The sequence below is a fragment of the Flavobacterium sp. GNP010 genome (assembly GCF_056428945.1).
The window spans coordinates 1-18,113 of record NZ_JBWJVK010000034.1 but is presented as its reverse complement, the minus strand read 5'-3'; the positions used below and the strand labels follow the sequence as shown (position 1 = coordinate 18,113).

Here is an 18,113-nt window from a genome sequence, read left to right as displayed (position 1 = left end):
TTGTTATTGGTGAAGTACAAAGTTGCGCAGTATCTAAAATTTTAAAGTTTCCAAAATGAAGTTAGTTGTATCCAAAATGGGTTTTTATTTTACCAAGGACTTATTTCAGTTCCATCTTTAATATCGTTGCTAAAATATTTTCCAGTTGGTGCATTATCATCAGTTAAAGTATGTTTTACTACAAATGCTGCTGCACTTTCTACAGTTCCTGGTCCAGTATGATGATTAAAATCGGTAGCAGTAAAACCCGGGTCAATCACATTGACTTTGAAGTTAGTTTCTCGCAACTCATAAGCTAAAGTGATGGTATACATATTTAGCGCTGCTTTTGATGAATTGTAAATAGCTGCTTTAATATCATAATATTGCCAAGTTGGATCATTATGCAATGTCAGCGAACCTAAACCAGAAGTTAAATTAGTTATGCGTGGTTGACCAGATTTTTTTAATAAATCCATAAAAATTTGAGTTACTTGAATGAGCCCAAACACATTAATATCATAGACTTCTTTAAAAATAGTGATATCAGTATCGATTGCTGATTGTGGAAAACCTCCGCTAATTCCTGCGTTGTTTATCAAAATGTCGAGTTTGCCTTGTTCACTTTCAATTGTGTTTTTGGCAGCTACAATGCTATCGAGATTAGTAACATCAATTTGAATAGCTTTGATGTTTTCGAATCCATTTTCGTTTAATTCTTTTACAACTGTTTCACCTTTTTGAAGGTCACGAGTTCCTAAATAGACAAATAATCCTTTTTTTGAAAGCTGTTTAGCGGTTTCTAAACCAATGCTTCTGTTTGCTCCTGTAATTAATACGGTTTTCATTTTTTATTTTTTTAAATTAATACTGCAAAGTTGCATCGTTTAAAAATGAAATCTTTTGCCATTTGGCAAAAAGCAATTTATCGGATGTTTTTTCTTATTCTACTTAATGACGATTGCGTCATACCTAAATAGGAAGCTAAATAGGAAAGCGGAATACGATTTGCAAGATTGGGATAGGTTTCTAAAAAAGCCAAGTATCTGGTAGTTCCATCTTCTGAAACTAAAGAACTTCTTCTTTCTATTTTTTGAAGTAATGCTTTTGAAATAATTTTATGTACAATGGCATCAAAACCCACAATTGTGTTGAGCAATTCTTGCCAATCTTTTTTCGAGAAAACAATCATCTTACAATCGGTTATTGCTTGCACGTATGCAATAGACGGAAGTTCATTTTCAAAACTTTCTAAATCGACTAAAATATTATTTTCTTCGATGAAGTATTTGGTTATTTCTTCTCCTTTGTTGTTGTAATAAGAAACCCGAGTAATTCCATCTATAATAAAGCCAAATTGTTTTGAAACCTTTCCTGCTTCTAGAAAATAATCGTCTTTATTCAGATTTAATTCCGTTGCTTTTTTTGAAATCAAGTCAATCTGTTGTTGGTTTAAATTTCCAAACTGTAAGATGTAGTCTATAAAATTTTTCATAGTCGCAAGTTAGTGAAAGATGTTTTTACGAAATTTGTCATTTGGCAAAAAGTTTTTTATAAAATGAATTCTACAATCAAAGAAAATGATGAAAAATTATTGCACTTTCTCCCTGTACAATATCATACCTGCGTGGTATAAAATATCATTCTTGAAATCCCCATCGGCAACAAAACCAGTATCATCTTTATAATCAATATGATCTCCAGTAATTTTGTAGTCGCCTTGATATGCACTTTTACGATTTCCGCGAGCTTCATCATATCGATTATTGGGTAATAATTCGTGTCTGATATAGCCATCTTTAGTAACCCAGATACCTACATATTTATTTTCATTATCCATTTTTTGGCTATTGTTTAAAGCATCTTTAGAGGAAAAAAATACTATCGTTAAAAGGAAAACTGCAACACCTGAAAAGTCTAATTTTAAATTCAAATTTATTTCTATTAGTTTTTAAAAGCTGTTGATAAACTGACAGATTTCCATTTCTCAACTTCATTTTCAATTATATTGATTTTCTGTTCTACCATTTCTAGCGCATCAACACCTAGAAATAAATGCAATGCTGGATTTTCTTCTTTTGCCATTTCAATTAATGCATCAGCTGCTTTTTCAGGATCATTTGGTTGATTTCCGTTGATTTGATTTTGATGTAAAATTTGTGATTGTCTGGCTTCTTCATATTCATCAATGGGACTTTTAGGAATTATGATAGATTCTTTCGAAAGGAAATTGGTTCGGAAATAACCTGGGTAAACTAAAGTTACTTTTACTCCAAAAGATTTTACTTCTGCTGCTAAAGCTTCTGTTAATCCTGCAACAGCAAATTTAGTGGAACAATAGATTCCCCAACCCGCAAAACCCCCATAATAACCACCAACCGATGCAATATTGAAAATGTGACCTGATTTGTTGGCACGTAAATAAGGCATCGTATTTCTGACCACATTTAATAATCCAAATACGTTTACATCATAAATTTTTCTTGATTCTTCGTCTGTTAATTCTTCCAATGTCCCAATCTGACCATAACCAGCATTATTTACTACAACATCTATTGTTTTAAAATGATTGATTGCAACTTCAATTGCGTTTCTGACACTTTTTTCATTGACCAAATCCATTTCCAAGGGTAGAAAATTTAAAGACGCATTTCCAATTGCATTAATCAATGCTTTTTCACTTCTTGATGTAGCAGCTACTTTGTATCCTTGTGCCAGTAATTTTTTTGCTAATGTTAATCCAAGTCCTTTTGATGCACCTGTGATAAACCAAACTTTGCTATTTTCCATATTTTTTATGTTTTTAATTATGGTACAAAGGTATTGCTGGAGCAAGTTGATAGAATTGAATAAATCAAATCATAAGTTGCAAAAATCAAATATTTATGTAATCCTGTATACTTTCGGAGAAAGTTGAACCTCTTTTTTGAAAAAGTTTATAAAATGAGATAATTCTTCAAAGCCCAAACACGAAGCGATTTCATTAATATTCCAATTGGTTTGTTTGAGTAAAATTTTTGCTTCTTGCGTAATTCGCTCAGCAATAATTTGCGATGTAGTTTTGCCTGTTGTTTCTTTTAATGCTTTATTTAAATGGTTTACGTGAATGTTTAATTGATTTGCAAATGCTGATGGTGAGCGAAAAGTAATTTGTTGTGCTATTGATTCAATTGGAAATTGACGCTCTAATAATTCCATAAAAAGTGAAGAAATTCTAACGACAGCATTCGATTTGTTGTATAAAGAAGTTGCAATTGGTTCAGTTTTTAGAGCAGAATGAATAACATCAAAAACAAGGTTTCTTATCGCATCATATTTAAAAGTATAATCAGAATTGATTTCTTCAAACATTCTTACGAATAATTTTTTAAACAATTCGGCTTCTTCTGTAGAGATCGAAATAATTGGATTTCCTCCTGGTTGAAACAAAGGATAGTCTTTTAGATTTCCAAACTGATTGAAAAATGCTTCTGTGAAAATACAAAAATAACCTGTTTGTATTTCGTCAATTTGTTCCCAATTATATGGGATTTGTGGATTGGCAAATAATAAAGCTTGCTCTTCAATGATTATTATTTTATCGGCATAATGCACTTTATTTTTTCCAATAATCAAACTAATTTTATAAAAATCTTTTCGGCTATATGGAACTGGTTTAGCTTTTTTGCCAACAAAATCATCCAGTTTAAAAACATTAAAATGTCCAATCTCTTTTTTGAGATTTTCGGGCATTCCATTTACTTTTGTCAAATAAAAATCTTCAAGTGTTTCTGTCTTTTCCATTTAACAAAGTTATAAAAATCAAATAGAATATTAATTATAGTATAGCAAAACTCTAAAGATGAAATATTGTTCTTACTTTTAAAAAATTTGCTAAACTATTAAATGATAAAAACCACACTTATTCGATATTAGATTTATCCAAGAAGTGTGGTTTTTTTATTGCAATTCTTCACAAAGAAAACCGCATAAATTAAAATGTGAAATTATTTCTGAAGCTTTATTATTGTCAGTTTCAACTCTAAAAATATTGTCGATATCTTCTAAATCAAAATTCCAACTTCCGCTTCCTAGTAAGCTATTTAATAATTGACTTATCGAAATTACTTCATTTTTTGTTGTTACATTAGTTTTAAATACAAATACTTCCATTTAACTAAACTTATTGGAAATTAGACTTATAAATTCTTTCCTCGTTTTATCTTTTTCAAATGCTCCAGTGAAAGAAGAGGTTGTGGTTACGCTATTTTGTTTTTGAATGCCACGCATTTGCATACACATATGTTGGCACTCAATAACTACAGCCACACCAAGTGGTTCTAACGCTTCTTGAATACAATCTTTGATTTGGTCTGTCAATCGCTCTTGTACTTGCAACCGTCTTGCAAAAGCCTCAATAACTCTGGGTATTTTGCTTAACCCAACTATTTTACCATTAGGAATATAGGCTACGTGTGCTTTTCCGAAAAATGGTAACATATGGTGTTCGCACATAGAATAGACTTCGATGTTTTTCACTACAATCATTTGCTTATGATCTTCTGTAAACAATGCCGATTTCAAAATTTCTAAAGGATCCAATTCATATCCGTGTGTTAAAAACTGGAATGCTTTGGCAACTCTTTCTGGAGTTTTTTGAAGACCTTCTCTGTTGGTATCTTCACCTAAATTTTCTATTATCTTTTTGAAACTTTCTGCAATTTCAATTGTTTTCTCCGTGTTGTATTGGTCAATTTTTTTGTAACTTATCATTTATGAATTTAACTGTTTTTTAAAATTAATTTTTTAAATATTTTCTTCAACAGAAGCCCAATGTAAATTTGGATATCTGTCATTATCAAGCTTGGAGTGATTTGCCAAAAACATACTATATACATATTGTGATTGTTGCCACGATGCATATAATTCCATTTCGCCTTTTGGGTTTGCCACTCTTTGGCTTTTGTTGTAGGCTGAAAAACCTTGCATTGAACCACCGTTTACAAGTTCAAATTTTTGCTGTTTGTGTTGTTCGCTCAATCGAACTAAATCATATGGACTTACTCTAAAACTTGCAATGCTTAAGTCTCTAGGTGCATCTTCATCTAAAGATGCTAATGCAGTGAAAGCAGCGGTATTGTCCATTGTTGTAAAATCCATTTCCCATTCTATTTTTTCGTTATAATAGACAATAGTCTTATTATTTGTGTCAAACAAAGGCGTGTTGTATCTTAAAATATCGGCAAAACATCCGTTGAATATAGAAGTTGCTTTAATTTTACTTTTATCCAAATCATCTTTGAACTCTTTTCTTAAATCAAAGTTTCTATTTTCTCCTTTTGGAATGATTGTATAATCTGTACAAAAATCAGAAGGAATAAAACGAGGTACACCTGCTTGAATTGCACCTTCCAAAAGATTTTTTTGTCCATCAACAATTACATCTTTTAACCCTGCTAACGCCGATAATACACAAGAAACGCCAACACAAGCTGCCGTAATTTCTGAAATGTTAGCCATATCTATTGGTATTACAGTAACACCAAGATTTTTTAATGCTTCAATTTTTTTTGGATCACTACCTTTACGAACTATCGCTTTAACTTCTGCACCTTCTTTTATCAATGCTTTTACAATGCGACCGCCAAGGTTGCCTGTTGCACCTGCTACTAAAATTGTCTTTTTCATTTTATTTGAATTAAATTATTTGATGCAAATGTAAACATTGTTTACTATATAGACAACATTGTTTACTATTATTTATTTTATATCTTTGTAAAAAATATTTCAAGATGAATGAAAATAAAGAGATTAATGTTCAATATGACCACAAAGACAACTTTGGCCGGTTAATTTGTATCGCAAAAAAGCATTTTGATGTTTGGTCTCAACATAATATTAAACCTGAAAAGGTTGATATGAAATTATCTTTTATGCCTGTAATTTTTAATATCAGTCCAGAAGGCAATACTAATAGTGAACTATCAAAAAAATCATTAGTTTTTAAACAAGCGATGAGTAGAACCTTAAAAGAATTGGAAGAAATTGGAATGATAACTTCCAAAACTATAAATAATGATAAAAGAAGTAACAGAATTAATTTAACTGATGATGGTAAAGAATTTGTAACGACTTCAAATCAAAAATTATCCAATTTAATTGATAATTACATAGAATTAGTTGGGGAAGAAAAATTTAGAATAACAATGGAAGTTTTAAGTAAAATGATTGATTACCACGAGGATTTGAATACCAATCAATAATACTAAACTTTCCGTTTTATCATTTTAAAGTCTATTTTTTAATTAAAGGAATTTCTAAACTTCAAAGGAGAAACGCCGCTTTTTGCTTTAAACAATTTGCTAAATGATGGTGAATGTTCAAAACCCAACTGAAAAGCAATTTCTGAAACTGATAAATTTGTATTTGATAATCTCTCTTTTGCTTTTTCTATCAATTTATTGTGAATGTGCTGTTGAGTAGTTTGTCCAGTCAATACTTTAATCATCGAACTCAAATAATTGGGTGATACATTTAGATTTTCAGCAACTGTATTTACAGTAGGCAAACTTCTAACTGTTAAATCGTCAATTCCAAAATAATTGTCTAATAATTCTTCTAACCGATTTAATAATTGATGATTGCTTATTTTTCTAGTTAAAAACTGGCGGTTATAAAATCTATCAGCATATTTTAAAAACAATTCTAATTGAGCAATAATTAAATCTTGACTAAATTTATCAATATTCGATTGGTATTCTTGTTTGATGTTTTGCAAAATGTTTATTAAACTTGTTTCTTCTTTTTCAGAAAGAAACAAAGCTTCATTAATGGAATAATCAAAATAGTCGTATTTTTTTATTTTTGGGACCAAACTTGCTCCCCATAAAAAATCAGGATGGACAAGTAACATCCACCCTGATGTTTGTAAAACTTTATTTTTCTCTACCTCTATACTGAAAATTTGTCCTGGAGCAATGAAAAACAAAACGCCTTCATCGAAATCGTATTTTTGTTGACCGTACTTTATTTTCCCATTAATATTTCTTTTTAATGCAATGGAATAAAAATCCATAGACCAACTCACGAGACTATCTTCTCCCAAATATTTCATTTCTTCAAAATTAATCAAACTGATTAATGGGTGCTCTGGTTGCGGTAATCCTCTTTGTCGATGGTACTCGCTAATGGTTTTAAATCTATGAATTGGATTGTTTTTCATTGCTCAAAATTAAATATTTATTATGAATTGTAGGCGGTTACAAAATCATTTATAAAGTCTGAAAATTTTACTTTACCTAAAACTGCTGGTTTGTTCAATTTATAGTCTTCGGCTAATTTACCACTTTTTAAACTTGAAAACATTTCAACATAATTATTTGTTAGCAGTTCAGGAAAACCATTTTCTAAGAAACCTTTGCGTGTTTCGTCATCAGAAACCACAATCCACTTTAAATCAGGTTTACCAATTTTAGCTCCTAAAATATTAGCAATTTCAACACCAGAAAGTGTGTCACTAGAAACATACCTTACTTTTCGATGTGTGGATGTCATTTCAATTTCTTCTGCAATTGCTGATGCAATATCGATAGGTGAGACCATATCAAAACTTTTCTCGCCACCATAACTGGCAAAAATCATCCCTGAATTTTTTATCATATCAATCAGATTGAGTAAATTATAATAGAAATAAGTAGGTCGAATATGTGTTATTTCCACATCAGATAATTCGTTAAGGATTTGTTCTACATAATGTGAACCCAAAATAATTCCTGTTCCTTTGTCTAAATGTGCACCATAACTACTTAAATTTATAACATGTTTTACTCCAGATTTTTTCAAGGCTTGCTTGTAAACAATACCTGTTTTACGATAATATTCTCTTATATCAATTTCAGCAAAGTAATTAGGTGGAACCATCGTATAAACTACATCTGCTCCTGTGAAAGTTTCTGTAAGAAAGCCCTCGTCATTTAATGACCCAATAGCTGCAATTGCTCCTAAATTTTCAATAGCTTGTATTTTTTCAATATTACTGCTTATTACAGTTACTTGATGTCCTTTTTGCACTAACTCTCGTGTTAATGGTTTGCCTATGTTTCCTAAAGAACCTGTTACGATAATTTTCATCTTTTATATGTTTAAATATTTGATACAAATTTCTGTAAGATGAGAAGTTTAAAAATAGCCTAATCAACTTTTGTAGTAGTCGTTTCATTGTTTTATAATATTTTTTTTGAATAAAAAAAGTGTTCTTAAATTATTTTTTGCTCTTTTTGTTTTGATATCATTGCAAACTTATCCCTTAAAACTTTTATATCCTCACTCACTTTTTTATCCAAAACCTTCGCGTAATGTTGTGTTGTTCGTAAGTTTTTATAAACAAGCATTTTACTTACACTTTCATTCGGAACACCATTTGTGAGCGTTACAGTTGTTGCAAAAGTATGGCGGGCAATGTGAAAGGTTAATTCTTTTTCAATCTCACAAACCCAAGCTATTTCTTTTAGAAATTCATTCGTTTTTTGATTGGTTAAAATGGAAAGTAATCTATCTTCGTTATTGCTTTTTGGATGGTCTTCATATTTATCAATAATCATTTGCGTCACTTGAAGGGTAGGAATTTTAGTAGCGATTTCTGTTTTTTCTCTATGTGTAAATATCCATTTCTTCCCATCAATTCCGATGCTAATATGAAGATTTTGTCAAGTTCTGTAAATCGATGTATGTTAGACCCGTAAAACAGCTAAAAAGGAATATATAACGTAAAAGGTACAATCTTTCGGTTTTGAAATCTTTATCAATGATGTTTTGAATTTCTTTTTCAGATAAATAAACTCTCTCGACTTCTTTTACTTTCGGTTTGTAGTTTGCTTAGGTTTTTTTATCGTGCCAGTTATTGGCCAGATAAAGCTTTATTATTTTGCTGAAATTTTTGATGTATTTTACCGCTGTGTTATTGGCACAATTCCGAACGCTTCTTAACCAAAATTCATAATCGGTTATAAAAGCGTGATCTATTTTGTAAATCTCGATATCCGAAACTTTATATTTCCATTGCAGGAACTCGATGGTGTGGTTCAACGAAGTTTTGTAACGTTCTAATGTTCCTGGTGCATATTCTTTCCCAACCAATTCTTTTATTTTGTTATTGTGATTTTTGAAAATGGGAACTAACATTCTAACACTTTTGTCCGTTTCTTGCAACTTTGCTTTTAATACGATTGAAGTAGCTTTGTCTTCGTCTTTTAGAAACTGATGCTATTATTCTTCAACTTGTTGTTCTTATGTTTTCAGGTGCGCAGTCAACGATTTTACATTAATACTAGACACGATATTTTTTTGAAGATTGTTATCCCTTTTATCAGGTTTAATTCTTCGTTTAGTTTTAATTTCCTTTGAAAGTCCATCAATAGTTATTCTTAAATAAATCGGGACTTTGCCACGGACTTTGATTTCGTTTTTCTTTTCAAAGTAAACTAAATTAGATGTTTTGTTCGAAATGTAGTGACTTTAGATTTATAAAAATATCTTGTAAAACTACTTGAAACAAGATGTTCAAAACTTGAATACCCTCTTAGACAAATGTTTCATCTTTATTAAGTAATCAATTTGGATTTAAGAAAATAGGTCATTGATAGAATACCATTTTATGAACTTTATTGGTATAGCCCCCAAAGAAAAAACGCCTTAAAAAAAATAATACAGTATTTTGTTGAGGGTTGTTAACCCTCCGACGGTGAAAGAGGAATTTCTAGAACAGAGTTGGAAATGATGGAAAAAGCTTTTATTAATTAGAGATCGTTTAAAAATCAGTCTTACTTCAGTCATTCACTTTGCTCCGTTCGGCTGCTCCCGTCGGTATGCCTTCATGAGTAAGGTGTTAACGAAATTTATTAATCAGCATACCTACCCTTCGCAGGCACTTCACAGCCCATAAAAAAACAGCAGCTTAAAAATAAGCAGCTGTTTTTTTAGGCTGTTCCGTTCCTCAGCTCCGCACGTTCATTCCTTGTGTTCGGTCAGGCTTATATAAGCAGAATAAAGCTTCATTGCTCTGCGCTGCGTTTCTACGCTCCACTGCATTCCAGCCCTATCCTGCTTACAGCCTCTTTTTAATAATTTAAGTTGATACTCAAATCTCTTAGATTAATCTTTTCTGTGAGAATTGCAGATTCAGTAATAGTTACTTTTTACTAAAGCAAGTAGAGATTCATCAACTAATTTATTTCATTTTCTTCTTTTGGGGAAAAATAAAAGAGGTTTCTCCTCCTTCATCCATAGCGATAAAAGCATCGAATTTCTTACCTGATTTACTTATCATCCCTTTTAAGAGATTGGTCTTTCCCGTAGTTATTAATGTTTCCAAATCCACAAGACTGAGTTGCATGCCACATATATTTCTGAACTGAACCCAATTACAATTTTCGTCCTTGCATTTTACCAACTTGTCCCGAATAATCAATTTTTGGACCTTACATTTTGGACAAATAAGTTCAGGTTGTCGCTCTACTTCTATTACTAAATCAAGTATTTCTTGAGTTAAAGACCTTGTGAAAGTTTCTATTCCTTTCTGGAAGGTTACTAAATTCAATTCCTTATTCTCAATTTTTTCCAAAGCTAGTTCCCAGTTTGCAGTCAATTCTACATTAGCAATATTTTTGTCCTTAACCAATTCATAGACCTTTAATCCTTTTTCTGTCGGAAGCAGTAATTTCTTATCGCGTCTGACATATTCCCTCTTAAAAAGTGTTTCAATAATGGCTGCTCTAGTAGCTGGGGTACCAATTCCTACACCTTGTATTATTTTGCGTTCCTGCTCATTTTCAATCTGATTCCCCGCGTTCTCCATTGCAGATAACAAGCTTGCTTCCGTATAAATAACTGGTGGTTTGGTTTTCTTTGCTACTACTTTTGCTGTCTTAATCTTTACTTCATCACCAATTTTTAGTGCGGGTAATTCTTGAATTGGATCTTTATCCTCATCGACAAAATCACCTTTGATAACTCTCCAACCTGCATCAAGAATTTTAATTCCTTTTAATCCAAAATCATAGTGTGCCACCTGTAGTACAATGTTCGTTATTTCTTTAGTACAAGCAGGAGAAACTGATTCTAATAATCGATACACAATCATTTCATAAATTGCCTTCTCCTTGGCTGACAAAGCGGACGGTATTTTATCCGTAATCAATATTCCATGATGATCGGTCACTTTTAAATCATTGACGATCATTTTATTCAAACGATTTAATCTCATTTTAGCAACTATAGCTTTGAATTTCTCAACCTCTTCTATTATCCTTATCAACTTAGGAATTTCTTCCCACATGTCTTCAGGAATATATTTACTCCCAGTACGTGGGTAACTAATAAATTTCTTGTCATAAAGACTTTGAGCAATATTGAGCGTTTCCTCAGCCGTTAGGCTTAACCTTCTGTTAGCTTCCTTCTGCAATGCGGTAAGATCAAATAATAATGGTGGCTGCTCATTAACGGTTTTAGTTTCTGTGTCCATTACTGAAGCCTTTCCATGCTTATGCACCGTTTTCAGTACATACTCAGCCTTTTTACCTTCATCCCATCTAAGAGTGGAAAGACTTTTAAAATCAATGTATTCTTTATTATGTTCTAATTCAATTTGCCAATACTGTTCAACTTTGAAGGACTGGTTTTCTAAAAACCGTTTACAAATTAATGCTAATGTTGGAGTTTGAACTCGACCCAGCGAAAAAACACCACTTCCGCTCGAAACAGTTAGTGCTTGCGAAGCATTGATTCCTACTAACCAATCTGCACGGCTCCTTCCTACTCCTGCATCATGCAAACTATCAAAGTCTTTTCCCGATTTTAGATTCTCAAATCCTTTAAGAATTGCCTTTTCCGTTAACGAACTAATCCACAACCGTTCGAAAGGTTTAGAGCAGTTTAAATATTCATAGATGTACCGAAAAATAAGCTCGCCTTCTCGTCCTGCATCGGTAGCCACAATAATACTATCGCAGTTTTTAAATAGTTGATCAATAGTATTGAGTTGTTTCAATGCCCCAAGATCACGACTATAAGTCTTGTCTTTTTTTACTTTACGTACTGTCAATAAGAATGGATTAGGCAATATAGGCAAAGCCTCTCTTTGAAACCAACTAATTCCATAATCTTCCGGCATTGCTAAAGACACTAAATGCCCGAACGCCCAGGTTACCTGATACCCATTTCCCATCAAGTAACCTTCTTCCTTTTCTGTAGCTCCTAACAAGAGAGCAATCTCCCGAGCAACACTTGGTTTTTCTGCAATTACTACTTTCATCTGAACAAGTCTTTAGCGTAATTACATTTTTCGCCCTTTTGATTTGGCTTCTTTGGGTTTCTCCTGCAGTTCTTGTTGCTTTTCAGTTTCAGGGCTACCCTGTTTGCTTTTCAGAGGCTCTTTACTGTTTTTAGTAGCCTCGTTAGTTTTACCTTCAGAATTTACAGCAACTTGTGTTTTATTTTCATCTTTTGGTTGTGCTCTCTCTTTTAGTTTATTGGGATTGTCAAAAGAAAAACCTGTTTTCCCTGTTTCTTTATCGAATGTGATGTATCCTTGGTATTCTTTGCCTTTCTTATCAACCAATCCGCTTACATAAACTGTTTGCCCTTCCTTAAATTTTTCGAATTGCGCAGTATCCAATTCTTTTCCTCGAAAAGCTTTTGGAACTTCAACATCTTGCTTTTCTGTTTGCTTGTTGCTATTTCCTCTATCGAATAAAAACTCAACATATCGCTTGTCTGCATTAAACTGTACAGAAGCATTAAATGGCTCTCCCTTTTTAGAAATCATACCTTCAATATACAAAGATTTACCTTCTGACAAAGTCATTTTTTGTTGATCATCAAGCTTAATGCCTTTGATTTCTTCTGGAATTTTAATGAGGGTTGTTCGAAGTGCAATAAGTTCATTTGTTAACTTGTCGATACTTATAATTGATGGAATTGTTTCTCCTGTTTTGGGATTTGTCAAGTCAACCACTCTCCCCAAATTTCCATTTTTCAGCAAATTATCTTTGTCTTCCTTTGTAAATTCATGACTAAAGAATTTAAAATGCAGTTGAGGTTCTTTTCGAATTCCGTGAATTGCCATTACTACTTGACCATCTTCTTTTGCTTGTAGTGAAAGCCTAGCGTCCATTCTAGTGATTGATGTCCCTAAATCAAGAGTGACAGGAACTAATTCATTCGTTTTGTAGCCTTTCAACAAAGGTTCCAGGACATTCATTTTTTCAAGTCGTTCTTTTGTTAATCCCAGATTAGCCATTGCTTTCCAATCAATTTGTTCTAATTTGTAACGGTTTTCCGTTTCTGTTGTCAATTTTGTTGTTTCCATAGTATTCTTATTTTCTTGTTTATAATTTATTTTTATTTCATTTTTAACTATTATTTTTTCTACATCTTTGCTAAAATTTTTTATCGCTTTTTTTATTTCAATAGCTATAGCAGTTACTTGCTTTGCTGAAAAGCTTAGAAAAGGAAAATGGGTAGGATCTTTAAATTGATGGTAGAAATTGCTGAAAAAATTAGTTAATAGATCTCCGTGTTTGTCTATCCTTATAAACTGGTTTTCATTCTTTTTTTTTGGCAATATCGTTTCCCGTTCTTGATCTTTTCCAATATCCTTAACTACTTCAATTTTCTTTTTTTTTGTATCATGTACTAGTAAGACATCCGAAAATTGTTCTGAAAATTCTGGTCTATCAGTAGGTTGTTCGTTCACTACAAGAGTATTTTAAATTTCATTACCCGAAAATAATGGGACAAGAACCTTCCAATCAATTAATGACTTCAACTGGCTTGACTTGTCCTATTTTGTCTTTACATCTTAAAAAGGGTGCGTTAAAACTATCACGTATAAATTGATGAACATCCGACAATTTATAATAGATTTTGCCACTAATTGTATAGTAAGCCAGTTTACCTGAAGATCTATACCGCTGTAAAGACCTATTGCTGATTTTTAATATTTGAAGGACGTCTTGATTATCTAGCAATTCTTCTCCATCAATATTGTTTCTACTTTTGTGGACATCATTAATTTGATCATTCATTAAATCAAATCGGTCCATGATACGTTCCATCCAACTTATAAATTCCATTCTATCGATATTCATATAGATATGTTTTAATCATTTATACAAAGTTGGAAAACATTTGTACTATATTATGCCAAGGTTAGCCAATTGAAAAGAAGATTTTTAAATTTCTAAAAAACACATAGTTGATTATTTATCAGATGATAACGTTACTTTTTTACAAGTGAAGTTTTATGCAGAGCGAACTTTACCAATGGGTATATATGGGTAGCTATTACAAAAAAAGCAGTATTTTTAAATACTGCTTTTAAATGTGGAAAGATTATAATTATTTATAAATCTCTATCCATATACTGCTCTAAAGAAGATTTGAGTTGGTCTAAAAATAAAGTGCGATTACCTGCGCGGTCTTTCATCCGATGAAATGCATGATGAATATCTCCCAATTGGACACGAAATAATAGCTGGAAAATTAAACTGATTTTACGGATTCCGACCTTACCATTAGAAATTGCTCCAGATGCGTAAAGAGCATAAATTAATTCTATCAGTGCATTTTTAGATTCTGTCCAGAAAACATCTTTGGTAGATTCGGCATTCTGTAAAGCCATACCCGGCTTGTCAACAGGATTTATTTTGATAATTAAATAATTATAAAGCAGTTCATCCGCTATAATACGGGAAACTTTGTAATCATAATATGTAGAAAATTGGGTATCAACTTCAAAGATAAAACTGTTAAGGCCCGTATTAAGATTTATTTTTCCTAATTTAAAAAAATCGTGATCTCTATCTGTCCGTCCAGAACGATAATATCGGTAAAAATCAGAATTGCAAATATGTTCCTTATATTCATGCTTTAGCTGCTGTAATTCACTGGAAAAATATTTATAATACATTTTTCCTGTACTCACTGGACAAGAAGTTTCTATTCTGTACATCTTGTTGTAATAGATTAACTTACCCAGTATTTGAGGTTTTATGATTCTGAAGAATTCAATTTCTTCATTTTCATCTATAAAATGATGCTCCAAAACATGGTTTTTCATACCTGATAATAAATCCTGAAGGAATTTAGTCATACGACAGGATTCGTCTATTACATGCACTGATTCCAAACTTATTTCCTGTTCTTTTTTAAGTATACTGTAGAGAGCATCTTTATAAGTGGACTGCATCATACTGTCAATATTAAAGTGAATAAGTAATCCATTTAGGTCCCATCTTTTAAGTTCGGTACTGTTTTGTTCATAATGTCATTCCGCTACATATCATTCCGAGTGTCACTTCGTTTACTTCAATAATTTCATTTCAGACAGCATAGTGGCTGTCTAGCAACTCGTGAAATAGCCTCTTTTTTCATTTTTTGCTCTAGTTCACTGTGCAGCGGATGCGAAATATATGACTTAGAAAGTGGGAATTGTGTACCATAATTGTTTATGGCTGCTATTGCGGCCTCTTTCAACCGAATGTCTTGTTCGAGTCCCAAGTAACCGGTTGTAACAAAATGAAACATTTCCTTTCCCTTAATTTGGATTGTCCTACCTGTCAATTTTTTGTCTTCTGCATATAGATGAAGTACTCCTTCTTTTTTTGCTCTTGATAAAACCTCATCGACTGTGTCTATGAAATTATTGTGCTTGATTTTTGCCATCTTTAAGTTATTTTAAAAATTAGATTTCTAAAATTCATCATAAAAATTTAAAGTTATTTCATCTGATACCTCAATACTCCCAATATAACAAGTCAAAGTCCCAAAATGACAACTAAAACATCCAAATTGCAACAAATAATCCCAAATTGGCAAGTAACTTATTAATAGATGTTTATATTTTTGTTAAATTAGAAAAATTAAATCCATAAAACATGATTGCAGCACATGATTTTTATGAGAATGATTTTGCCCGGTTTTGGATCTCTGGGGGCATTCTCTTTTTTGAATACAAACCTAATACAACTATTGATTTAAGGGTAGCCCAGTGTGTTGTAACCGATAGAATCCATTTTCAAAACGAATGTACTTATCCTATTTTATGTGATATTAGAGGTGTTGCAGCTACTGAGAAGGCTGGAAGAGATCATTTAGCACAGTCGGGCTCTATTTTGACGCAAGCAGTAGCACTTATTGTACATGAAAAAGTATCCTTTATTATTAGTACTTTTTATGTAGAGATTAGTAAGCCTTCTGTACCTACTCAAATTTTCACTAAAGAAGATGACGCTTTAATTTATCTAAAAGGGTTTGTTTAGCGTTTAGTATAAGATAAAAATTAAAAGTTGAATCTTATGAATAAAACATACAACGAAGAGCGTATTGTTACAATTCATCAAATGTTATTTGAAATGGCACGCGGTAATTTCAACACTCGCATTCCTTTATGTTCCAATGATGAAGAATTGGAAACGCTAGTTGTTTTAATTAATATGGTAGCGGAAGAAATGAAGGAGTCGGTTTTTCAAATTGGTTACGTTAATACACATAAGACATTTCAATTTACAGCTCTAAGCACATTTGTTTTAGATTTCTCTTTTACAATCAAGAGCTTTACATCCGAAGTTACTTCCTTTTTGGGTCATTCCGAATCTGAGTTGATCAACCTATCTTTGGCGGATATTATTACTACAGCCTCTTTTGAACAATTTCAAGAAGTACTTGAGGCAAATAGTACTTTGCCTACAACCATTACATTAGATTTTACACCTAAAGAACATTTACCTATTTCGGTCGCCAGTAACATTGTACGGTTGGTTAATCGTTCGGAAATTATAATAAATCTGGTTACTCCTGCACGTCAAGATCCTTATACTCCTTTATTGTATGGGAATGAAAACGAGAAACATAATAAAACTCGAAAGGCAGATGCACTATTGATTCAAAAACTTTATGATTATATTTTAGCACACCTTGAAGAACCCCTTCCCTCATTAAAAGTGCTTTCATCTAAATTCGGAACAAATGAACATAAATTAAAAGATGGTTTTCGCCATTTTTTTAAGACTAGTATTTATCAGTTTTATAATCAAGAGCGACTCAAAAGAGCTTTCTTTATGATTGAACATACTGGAATACCGTTAAAAAATATTTCTGTCATGAATGGTTTTAATAATTATCCAAATTTTTCAAAATCATTTAAAAAACAATTTGGTTTTTCTCCCAACGAATTAAAACGAAATGAAGTTGGTTTTATTTCGTCAGTTGAGGATTAAAGTTATCAGTTTCAGTCATCTCTTACTCCCAAAAAGACAACTATAGTCATTTTATAATTCAGAATTTTGCTTTAAATAAAAAGTAATATGAAACTGAATATTAAATTACAAAATGTATTTTTAGAGATGGTCTGCTTCCTGTATATCATTTTATTTACGTATGCTGCAATCAGTAAACTAATTGATTTTGAAAACTTTCAAACACAATTAGGCCAGTCTCCACTTTTAAGTGCTTATGCTGCTTCTATTTCGTTTCTTGTAATTTTTGCGGAATTGGGACTAGTACTTGCTTTATCTCTGCGAGTAAGTCGAATAAAGGCCCTTTATTTATCAGTGGGCTTAATGACTGTTTTTACTACATATATTATTTTAATTTTGAATTTTAGTTCGTTTATTCCATGCTCTTGTGGTGGAATTTTAGAAAAGTTAGGATGGACTGAACATTTGATTTTCAACCTTTTTTTCATCGTCATAGGTAGTTGTGGACTTATGCTTTGTCAATTCCACAAAAAAGGGATTATCACACTTTTAGTAATAGTAGTATCAAGTATGCTTTTTGTTGTTGTTTTATTTCTATCATCAGAGGATACTATGCAGAAGCAAAATCCATTTATTCGTCGATTTACTCCTAACGTTGCATCAAGGACTTTAACAAAAAACTTAAATAATTATGGATTTTACTTAGCCGGCCACTCTAAAGGAAAGATCTATTTAGGAAATACCATTTCTCCTTTAACTATCATTGAGTTTGACAGCACATTGCAACATAAAAAACAATATTCTATTCAACTTACACCAGATACTTTACCTTTTAGAACCGTTAAAACAAAAATTGTGGGTGCTCATTTTTTTCTTTATGATGGTTCTATTCCTATCATTTAT

22 protein-coding genes are annotated in these 18,113 nt (G+C 31.9%); 4 read left to right on the top strand and 18 right to left on the bottom strand.

The features are described 5' to 3' along the window. Positions 1-89 precede the first annotated feature (89 nt). The 8 genes from AC061C_RS12995 to AC061C_RS12960 form a co-directional block, all read right to left on the bottom strand. Positions 90-827 carry an SDR family NAD(P)-dependent oxidoreductase gene (locus AC061C_RS12995; protein WP_478291519.1) on the bottom strand — a complete coding sequence of 246 codons (738 nt, stop codon included), beginning with the start codon at positions 825-827 and terminating at the stop codon, positions 90-92. A 77-nt stretch (positions 828-904) separates the two neighbouring features. Continuing rightward, positions 905-1,474, bottom strand: a complete 570-nt coding sequence (locus AC061C_RS12990; protein ID WP_478291518.1) for a Crp/Fnr family transcriptional regulator — start codon at positions 1,472-1,474, stop codon at positions 905-907. A gap of 96 nt (positions 1,475-1,570) precedes the next feature. Next, positions 1,571-1,912: an Atu4866 domain-containing protein gene (locus AC061C_RS12985; RefSeq protein WP_478291517.1), complete on the bottom strand. Its 342-nt coding sequence runs from the start codon at positions 1,910-1,912 to the stop codon at positions 1,571-1,573. Between the two features lie 11 nt (positions 1,913-1,923). Then, positions 1,924-2,769 carry an SDR family NAD(P)-dependent oxidoreductase gene (locus AC061C_RS12980; RefSeq protein ID WP_478291516.1) on the bottom strand — a complete coding sequence of 282 codons (846 nt, stop codon included), beginning with the start codon at positions 2,767-2,769 and terminating at the stop codon, positions 1,924-1,926. Positions 2,770-2,862: 93 nt separating this feature from the next. After that, on the bottom strand, positions 2,863-3,762 hold the full coding sequence (locus AC061C_RS12975; protein WP_478291515.1) for a helix-turn-helix domain-containing protein: 900 nt from the start codon (positions 3,760-3,762) through the stop codon (positions 2,863-2,865). Between the two features lie 156 nt (positions 3,763-3,918). Next, positions 3,919-4,131, bottom strand: a complete 213-nt coding sequence (locus tag AC061C_RS12970; RefSeq protein WP_478291514.1) for a hypothetical protein — start codon at positions 4,129-4,131, stop codon at positions 3,919-3,921. Continuing rightward, a complete protein-coding gene (gene folE / locus AC061C_RS12965; protein WP_478291513.1) occupies positions 4,132-4,731 on the bottom strand; it encodes a GTP cyclohydrolase I FolE in 600 nt (199 codons plus the stop codon). A gap of 33 nt (positions 4,732-4,764) precedes the next feature. Continuing rightward, a complete protein-coding gene (locus tag AC061C_RS12960) occupies positions 4,765-5,646 on the bottom strand; it encodes an NmrA family NAD(P)-binding protein (protein WP_478291512.1) in 882 nt (293 codons plus the stop codon). Positions 5,647-5,750: 104 nt separating this feature from the next. Here AC061C_RS12960 and AC061C_RS12955 point away from each other — a divergent pair, with 104 nt between their 5' ends. Next, positions 5,751-6,221, top strand: coding sequence for a MarR family winged helix-turn-helix transcriptional regulator (locus tag AC061C_RS12955; RefSeq protein WP_478291511.1), 471 nt, complete (start codon positions 5,751-5,753; stop codon positions 6,219-6,221). 38 nt (positions 6,222-6,259) lie between these two features. Here the strand turns inward: AC061C_RS12955 and AC061C_RS12950 are convergent, their stop codons facing one another. From AC061C_RS12950 to AC061C_RS12905, 10 genes are all read right to left on the bottom strand, one after another. Then, entirely contained in the window at positions 6,260-7,180 is a 921-nt protein-coding gene (locus tag AC061C_RS12950; protein ID WP_478291510.1) for a helix-turn-helix domain-containing protein, read from the bottom strand. 20 nt (positions 7,181-7,200) lie between these two features. Beyond that, on the bottom strand, positions 7,201-8,088 hold the full coding sequence (locus tag AC061C_RS12945; RefSeq protein ID WP_478291509.1) for an NmrA family NAD(P)-binding protein: 888 nt from the start codon (positions 8,086-8,088) through the stop codon (positions 7,201-7,203). A 125-nt stretch (positions 8,089-8,213) separates the two neighbouring features. Continuing rightward, on the bottom strand, positions 8,214-8,558 hold the full coding sequence (locus tag AC061C_RS12940) for a tyrosine-type recombinase/integrase (RefSeq protein WP_478291508.1): 345 nt from the start codon (positions 8,556-8,558) through the stop codon (positions 8,214-8,216). A 274-nt stretch (positions 8,559-8,832) separates the two neighbouring features. After that, the gene (locus AC061C_RS12935) at positions 8,833-9,138 is read right to left on the bottom strand and encodes a phage integrase SAM-like domain-containing protein (RefSeq protein WP_478291507.1); all 306 of its coding nucleotides are present in this window, start codon (positions 9,136-9,138) and stop codon (positions 8,833-8,835) included. Between the two features lie 105 nt (positions 9,139-9,243). Further along, the gene (locus AC061C_RS12930; protein WP_478291533.1) at positions 9,244-9,372 is read right to left on the bottom strand and encodes a hypothetical protein; all 129 of its coding nucleotides are present in this window, start codon (positions 9,370-9,372) and stop codon (positions 9,244-9,246) included. A gap of 811 nt (positions 9,373-10,183) precedes the next feature. Further along, the gene (locus tag AC061C_RS12925; RefSeq protein ID WP_478291506.1) at positions 10,184-12,265 is read right to left on the bottom strand and encodes a type IA DNA topoisomerase; all 2,082 of its coding nucleotides are present in this window, start codon (positions 12,263-12,265) and stop codon (positions 10,184-10,186) included. A gap of 21 nt (positions 12,266-12,286) precedes the next feature. After that, positions 12,287-13,708 carry a DUF3945 domain-containing protein gene (locus tag AC061C_RS12920; protein WP_478291505.1) on the bottom strand — a complete coding sequence of 474 codons (1,422 nt, stop codon included), beginning with the start codon at positions 13,706-13,708 and terminating at the stop codon, positions 12,287-12,289. Between the two features lie 55 nt (positions 13,709-13,763). After that, on the bottom strand, positions 13,764-14,102 hold the full coding sequence (locus tag AC061C_RS12915; RefSeq protein ID WP_478291504.1) for a helix-turn-helix domain-containing protein: 339 nt from the start codon (positions 14,100-14,102) through the stop codon (positions 13,764-13,766). Positions 14,103-14,356: 254 nt separating this feature from the next. After that, complete coding sequence (locus AC061C_RS12910) at positions 14,357-15,202, bottom strand: RteC domain-containing protein (RefSeq protein ID WP_478291532.1); 846 nt, start codon at positions 15,200-15,202, stop codon at positions 14,357-14,359. Positions 15,203-15,330: 128 nt separating this feature from the next. Beyond that, positions 15,331-15,678: a hypothetical protein gene (locus tag AC061C_RS12905; RefSeq protein ID WP_478291503.1), complete on the bottom strand. Its 348-nt coding sequence runs from the start codon at positions 15,676-15,678 to the stop codon at positions 15,331-15,333. 212 nt (positions 15,679-15,890) lie between these two features. Between AC061C_RS12905 and AC061C_RS12900 the strand changes: the two genes are divergently transcribed. From AC061C_RS12900 to AC061C_RS12890, 3 genes are all read left to right on the top strand, one after another. Beyond that, a complete protein-coding gene (locus AC061C_RS12900; protein WP_478291502.1) occupies positions 15,891-16,274 on the top strand; it encodes a DUF7793 family protein in 384 nt (127 codons plus the stop codon). Between the two features lie 36 nt (positions 16,275-16,310). Then, positions 16,311-17,231, top strand: a complete 921-nt coding sequence (locus AC061C_RS12895; protein WP_478291501.1) for a helix-turn-helix domain-containing protein — start codon at positions 16,311-16,313, stop codon at positions 17,229-17,231. Positions 17,232-17,318: 87 nt separating this feature from the next. Beyond that, the coding region (locus AC061C_RS12890; RefSeq protein ID WP_478291500.1) for a MauE/DoxX family redox-associated membrane protein at positions 17,319-18,113 on the top strand (795 nt) is incomplete at its 3' end.

What these genes read in the sequence shown, in the direction of transcription:
- AC061C_RS12980 (WP_478291516.1), bottom strand. Translation starts at nt 2,769, where the DNA reads ATGGAAAATAGCAAAGTTTGGTTTATCACAGGTGCATCAAAAGGACTT.
- AC061C_RS12925 (WP_478291506.1), bottom strand. Translation starts at nt 12,265, where the DNA reads ATGAAAGTAGTAATTGCAGAAAAACCAAGTGTTGCTCGGGAGATTGCT.
- AC061C_RS12975 (WP_478291515.1), bottom strand. Translation starts at nt 3,762, where the DNA reads ATGGAAAAGACAGAAACACTTGAAGATTTTTATTTGACAAAAGTAAAT.
- AC061C_RS12955 (WP_478291511.1), top strand. Translation starts at nt 5,751, where the DNA reads ATGAATGAAAATAAAGAGATTAATGTTCAATATGACCACAAAGACAAC.
- AC061C_RS12915 (WP_478291504.1), bottom strand. Translation starts at nt 14,102, where the DNA reads ATGAATATCGATAGAATGGAATTTATAAGTTGGATGGAACGTATCATG.
- AC061C_RS12945 (WP_478291509.1), bottom strand. Translation starts at nt 8,088, where the DNA reads ATGAAAATTATCGTAACAGGTTCTTTAGGAAACATAGGCAAACCATTA.
- folE (WP_478291513.1), bottom strand. Translation starts at nt 4,731, where the DNA reads ATGATAAGTTACAAAAAAATTGACCAATACAACACGGAGAAAACAATT.
- AC061C_RS12940 (WP_478291508.1), bottom strand. Translation starts at nt 8,558, where the DNA reads ATGATTATTGATAAATATGAAGACCATCCAAAAAGCAATAACGAAGAT.
- AC061C_RS12995 (WP_478291519.1), bottom strand. Translation starts at nt 827, where the DNA reads ATGAAAACCGTATTAATTACAGGAGCAAACAGAAGCATTGGTTTAGAA.
- AC061C_RS12990 (WP_478291518.1), bottom strand. Translation starts at nt 1,474, where the DNA reads ATGAAAAATTTTATAGACTACATCTTACAGTTTGGAAATTTAAACCAA.
- AC061C_RS12950 (WP_478291510.1), bottom strand. Translation starts at nt 7,180, where the DNA reads ATGAAAAACAATCCAATTCATAGATTTAAAACCATTAGCGAGTACCAT.
- AC061C_RS12970 (WP_478291514.1), bottom strand. Translation starts at nt 4,131, where the DNA reads ATGGAAGTATTTGTATTTAAAACTAATGTAACAACAAAAAATGAAGTA.
- AC061C_RS12900 (WP_478291502.1), top strand. Translation starts at nt 15,891, where the DNA reads ATGATTGCAGCACATGATTTTTATGAGAATGATTTTGCCCGGTTTTGG.
- AC061C_RS12960 (WP_478291512.1), bottom strand. Translation starts at nt 5,646, where the DNA reads ATGAAAAAGACAATTTTAGTAGCAGGTGCAACAGGCAACCTTGGCGGT.
- AC061C_RS12895 (WP_478291501.1), top strand. Translation starts at nt 16,311, where the DNA reads ATGAATAAAACATACAACGAAGAGCGTATTGTTACAATTCATCAAATG.
- AC061C_RS12910 (WP_478291532.1), bottom strand. Translation starts at nt 15,202, where the DNA reads ATGCAGTCCACTTATAAAGATGCTCTCTACAGTATACTTAAAAAAGAA.
- AC061C_RS12935 (WP_478291507.1), bottom strand. Translation starts at nt 9,138, where the DNA reads ATGTTAGTTCCCATTTTCAAAAATCACAATAACAAAATAAAAGAATTG.
- AC061C_RS12905 (WP_478291503.1), bottom strand. Translation starts at nt 15,678, where the DNA reads ATGGCAAAAATCAAGCACAATAATTTCATAGACACAGTCGATGAGGTT.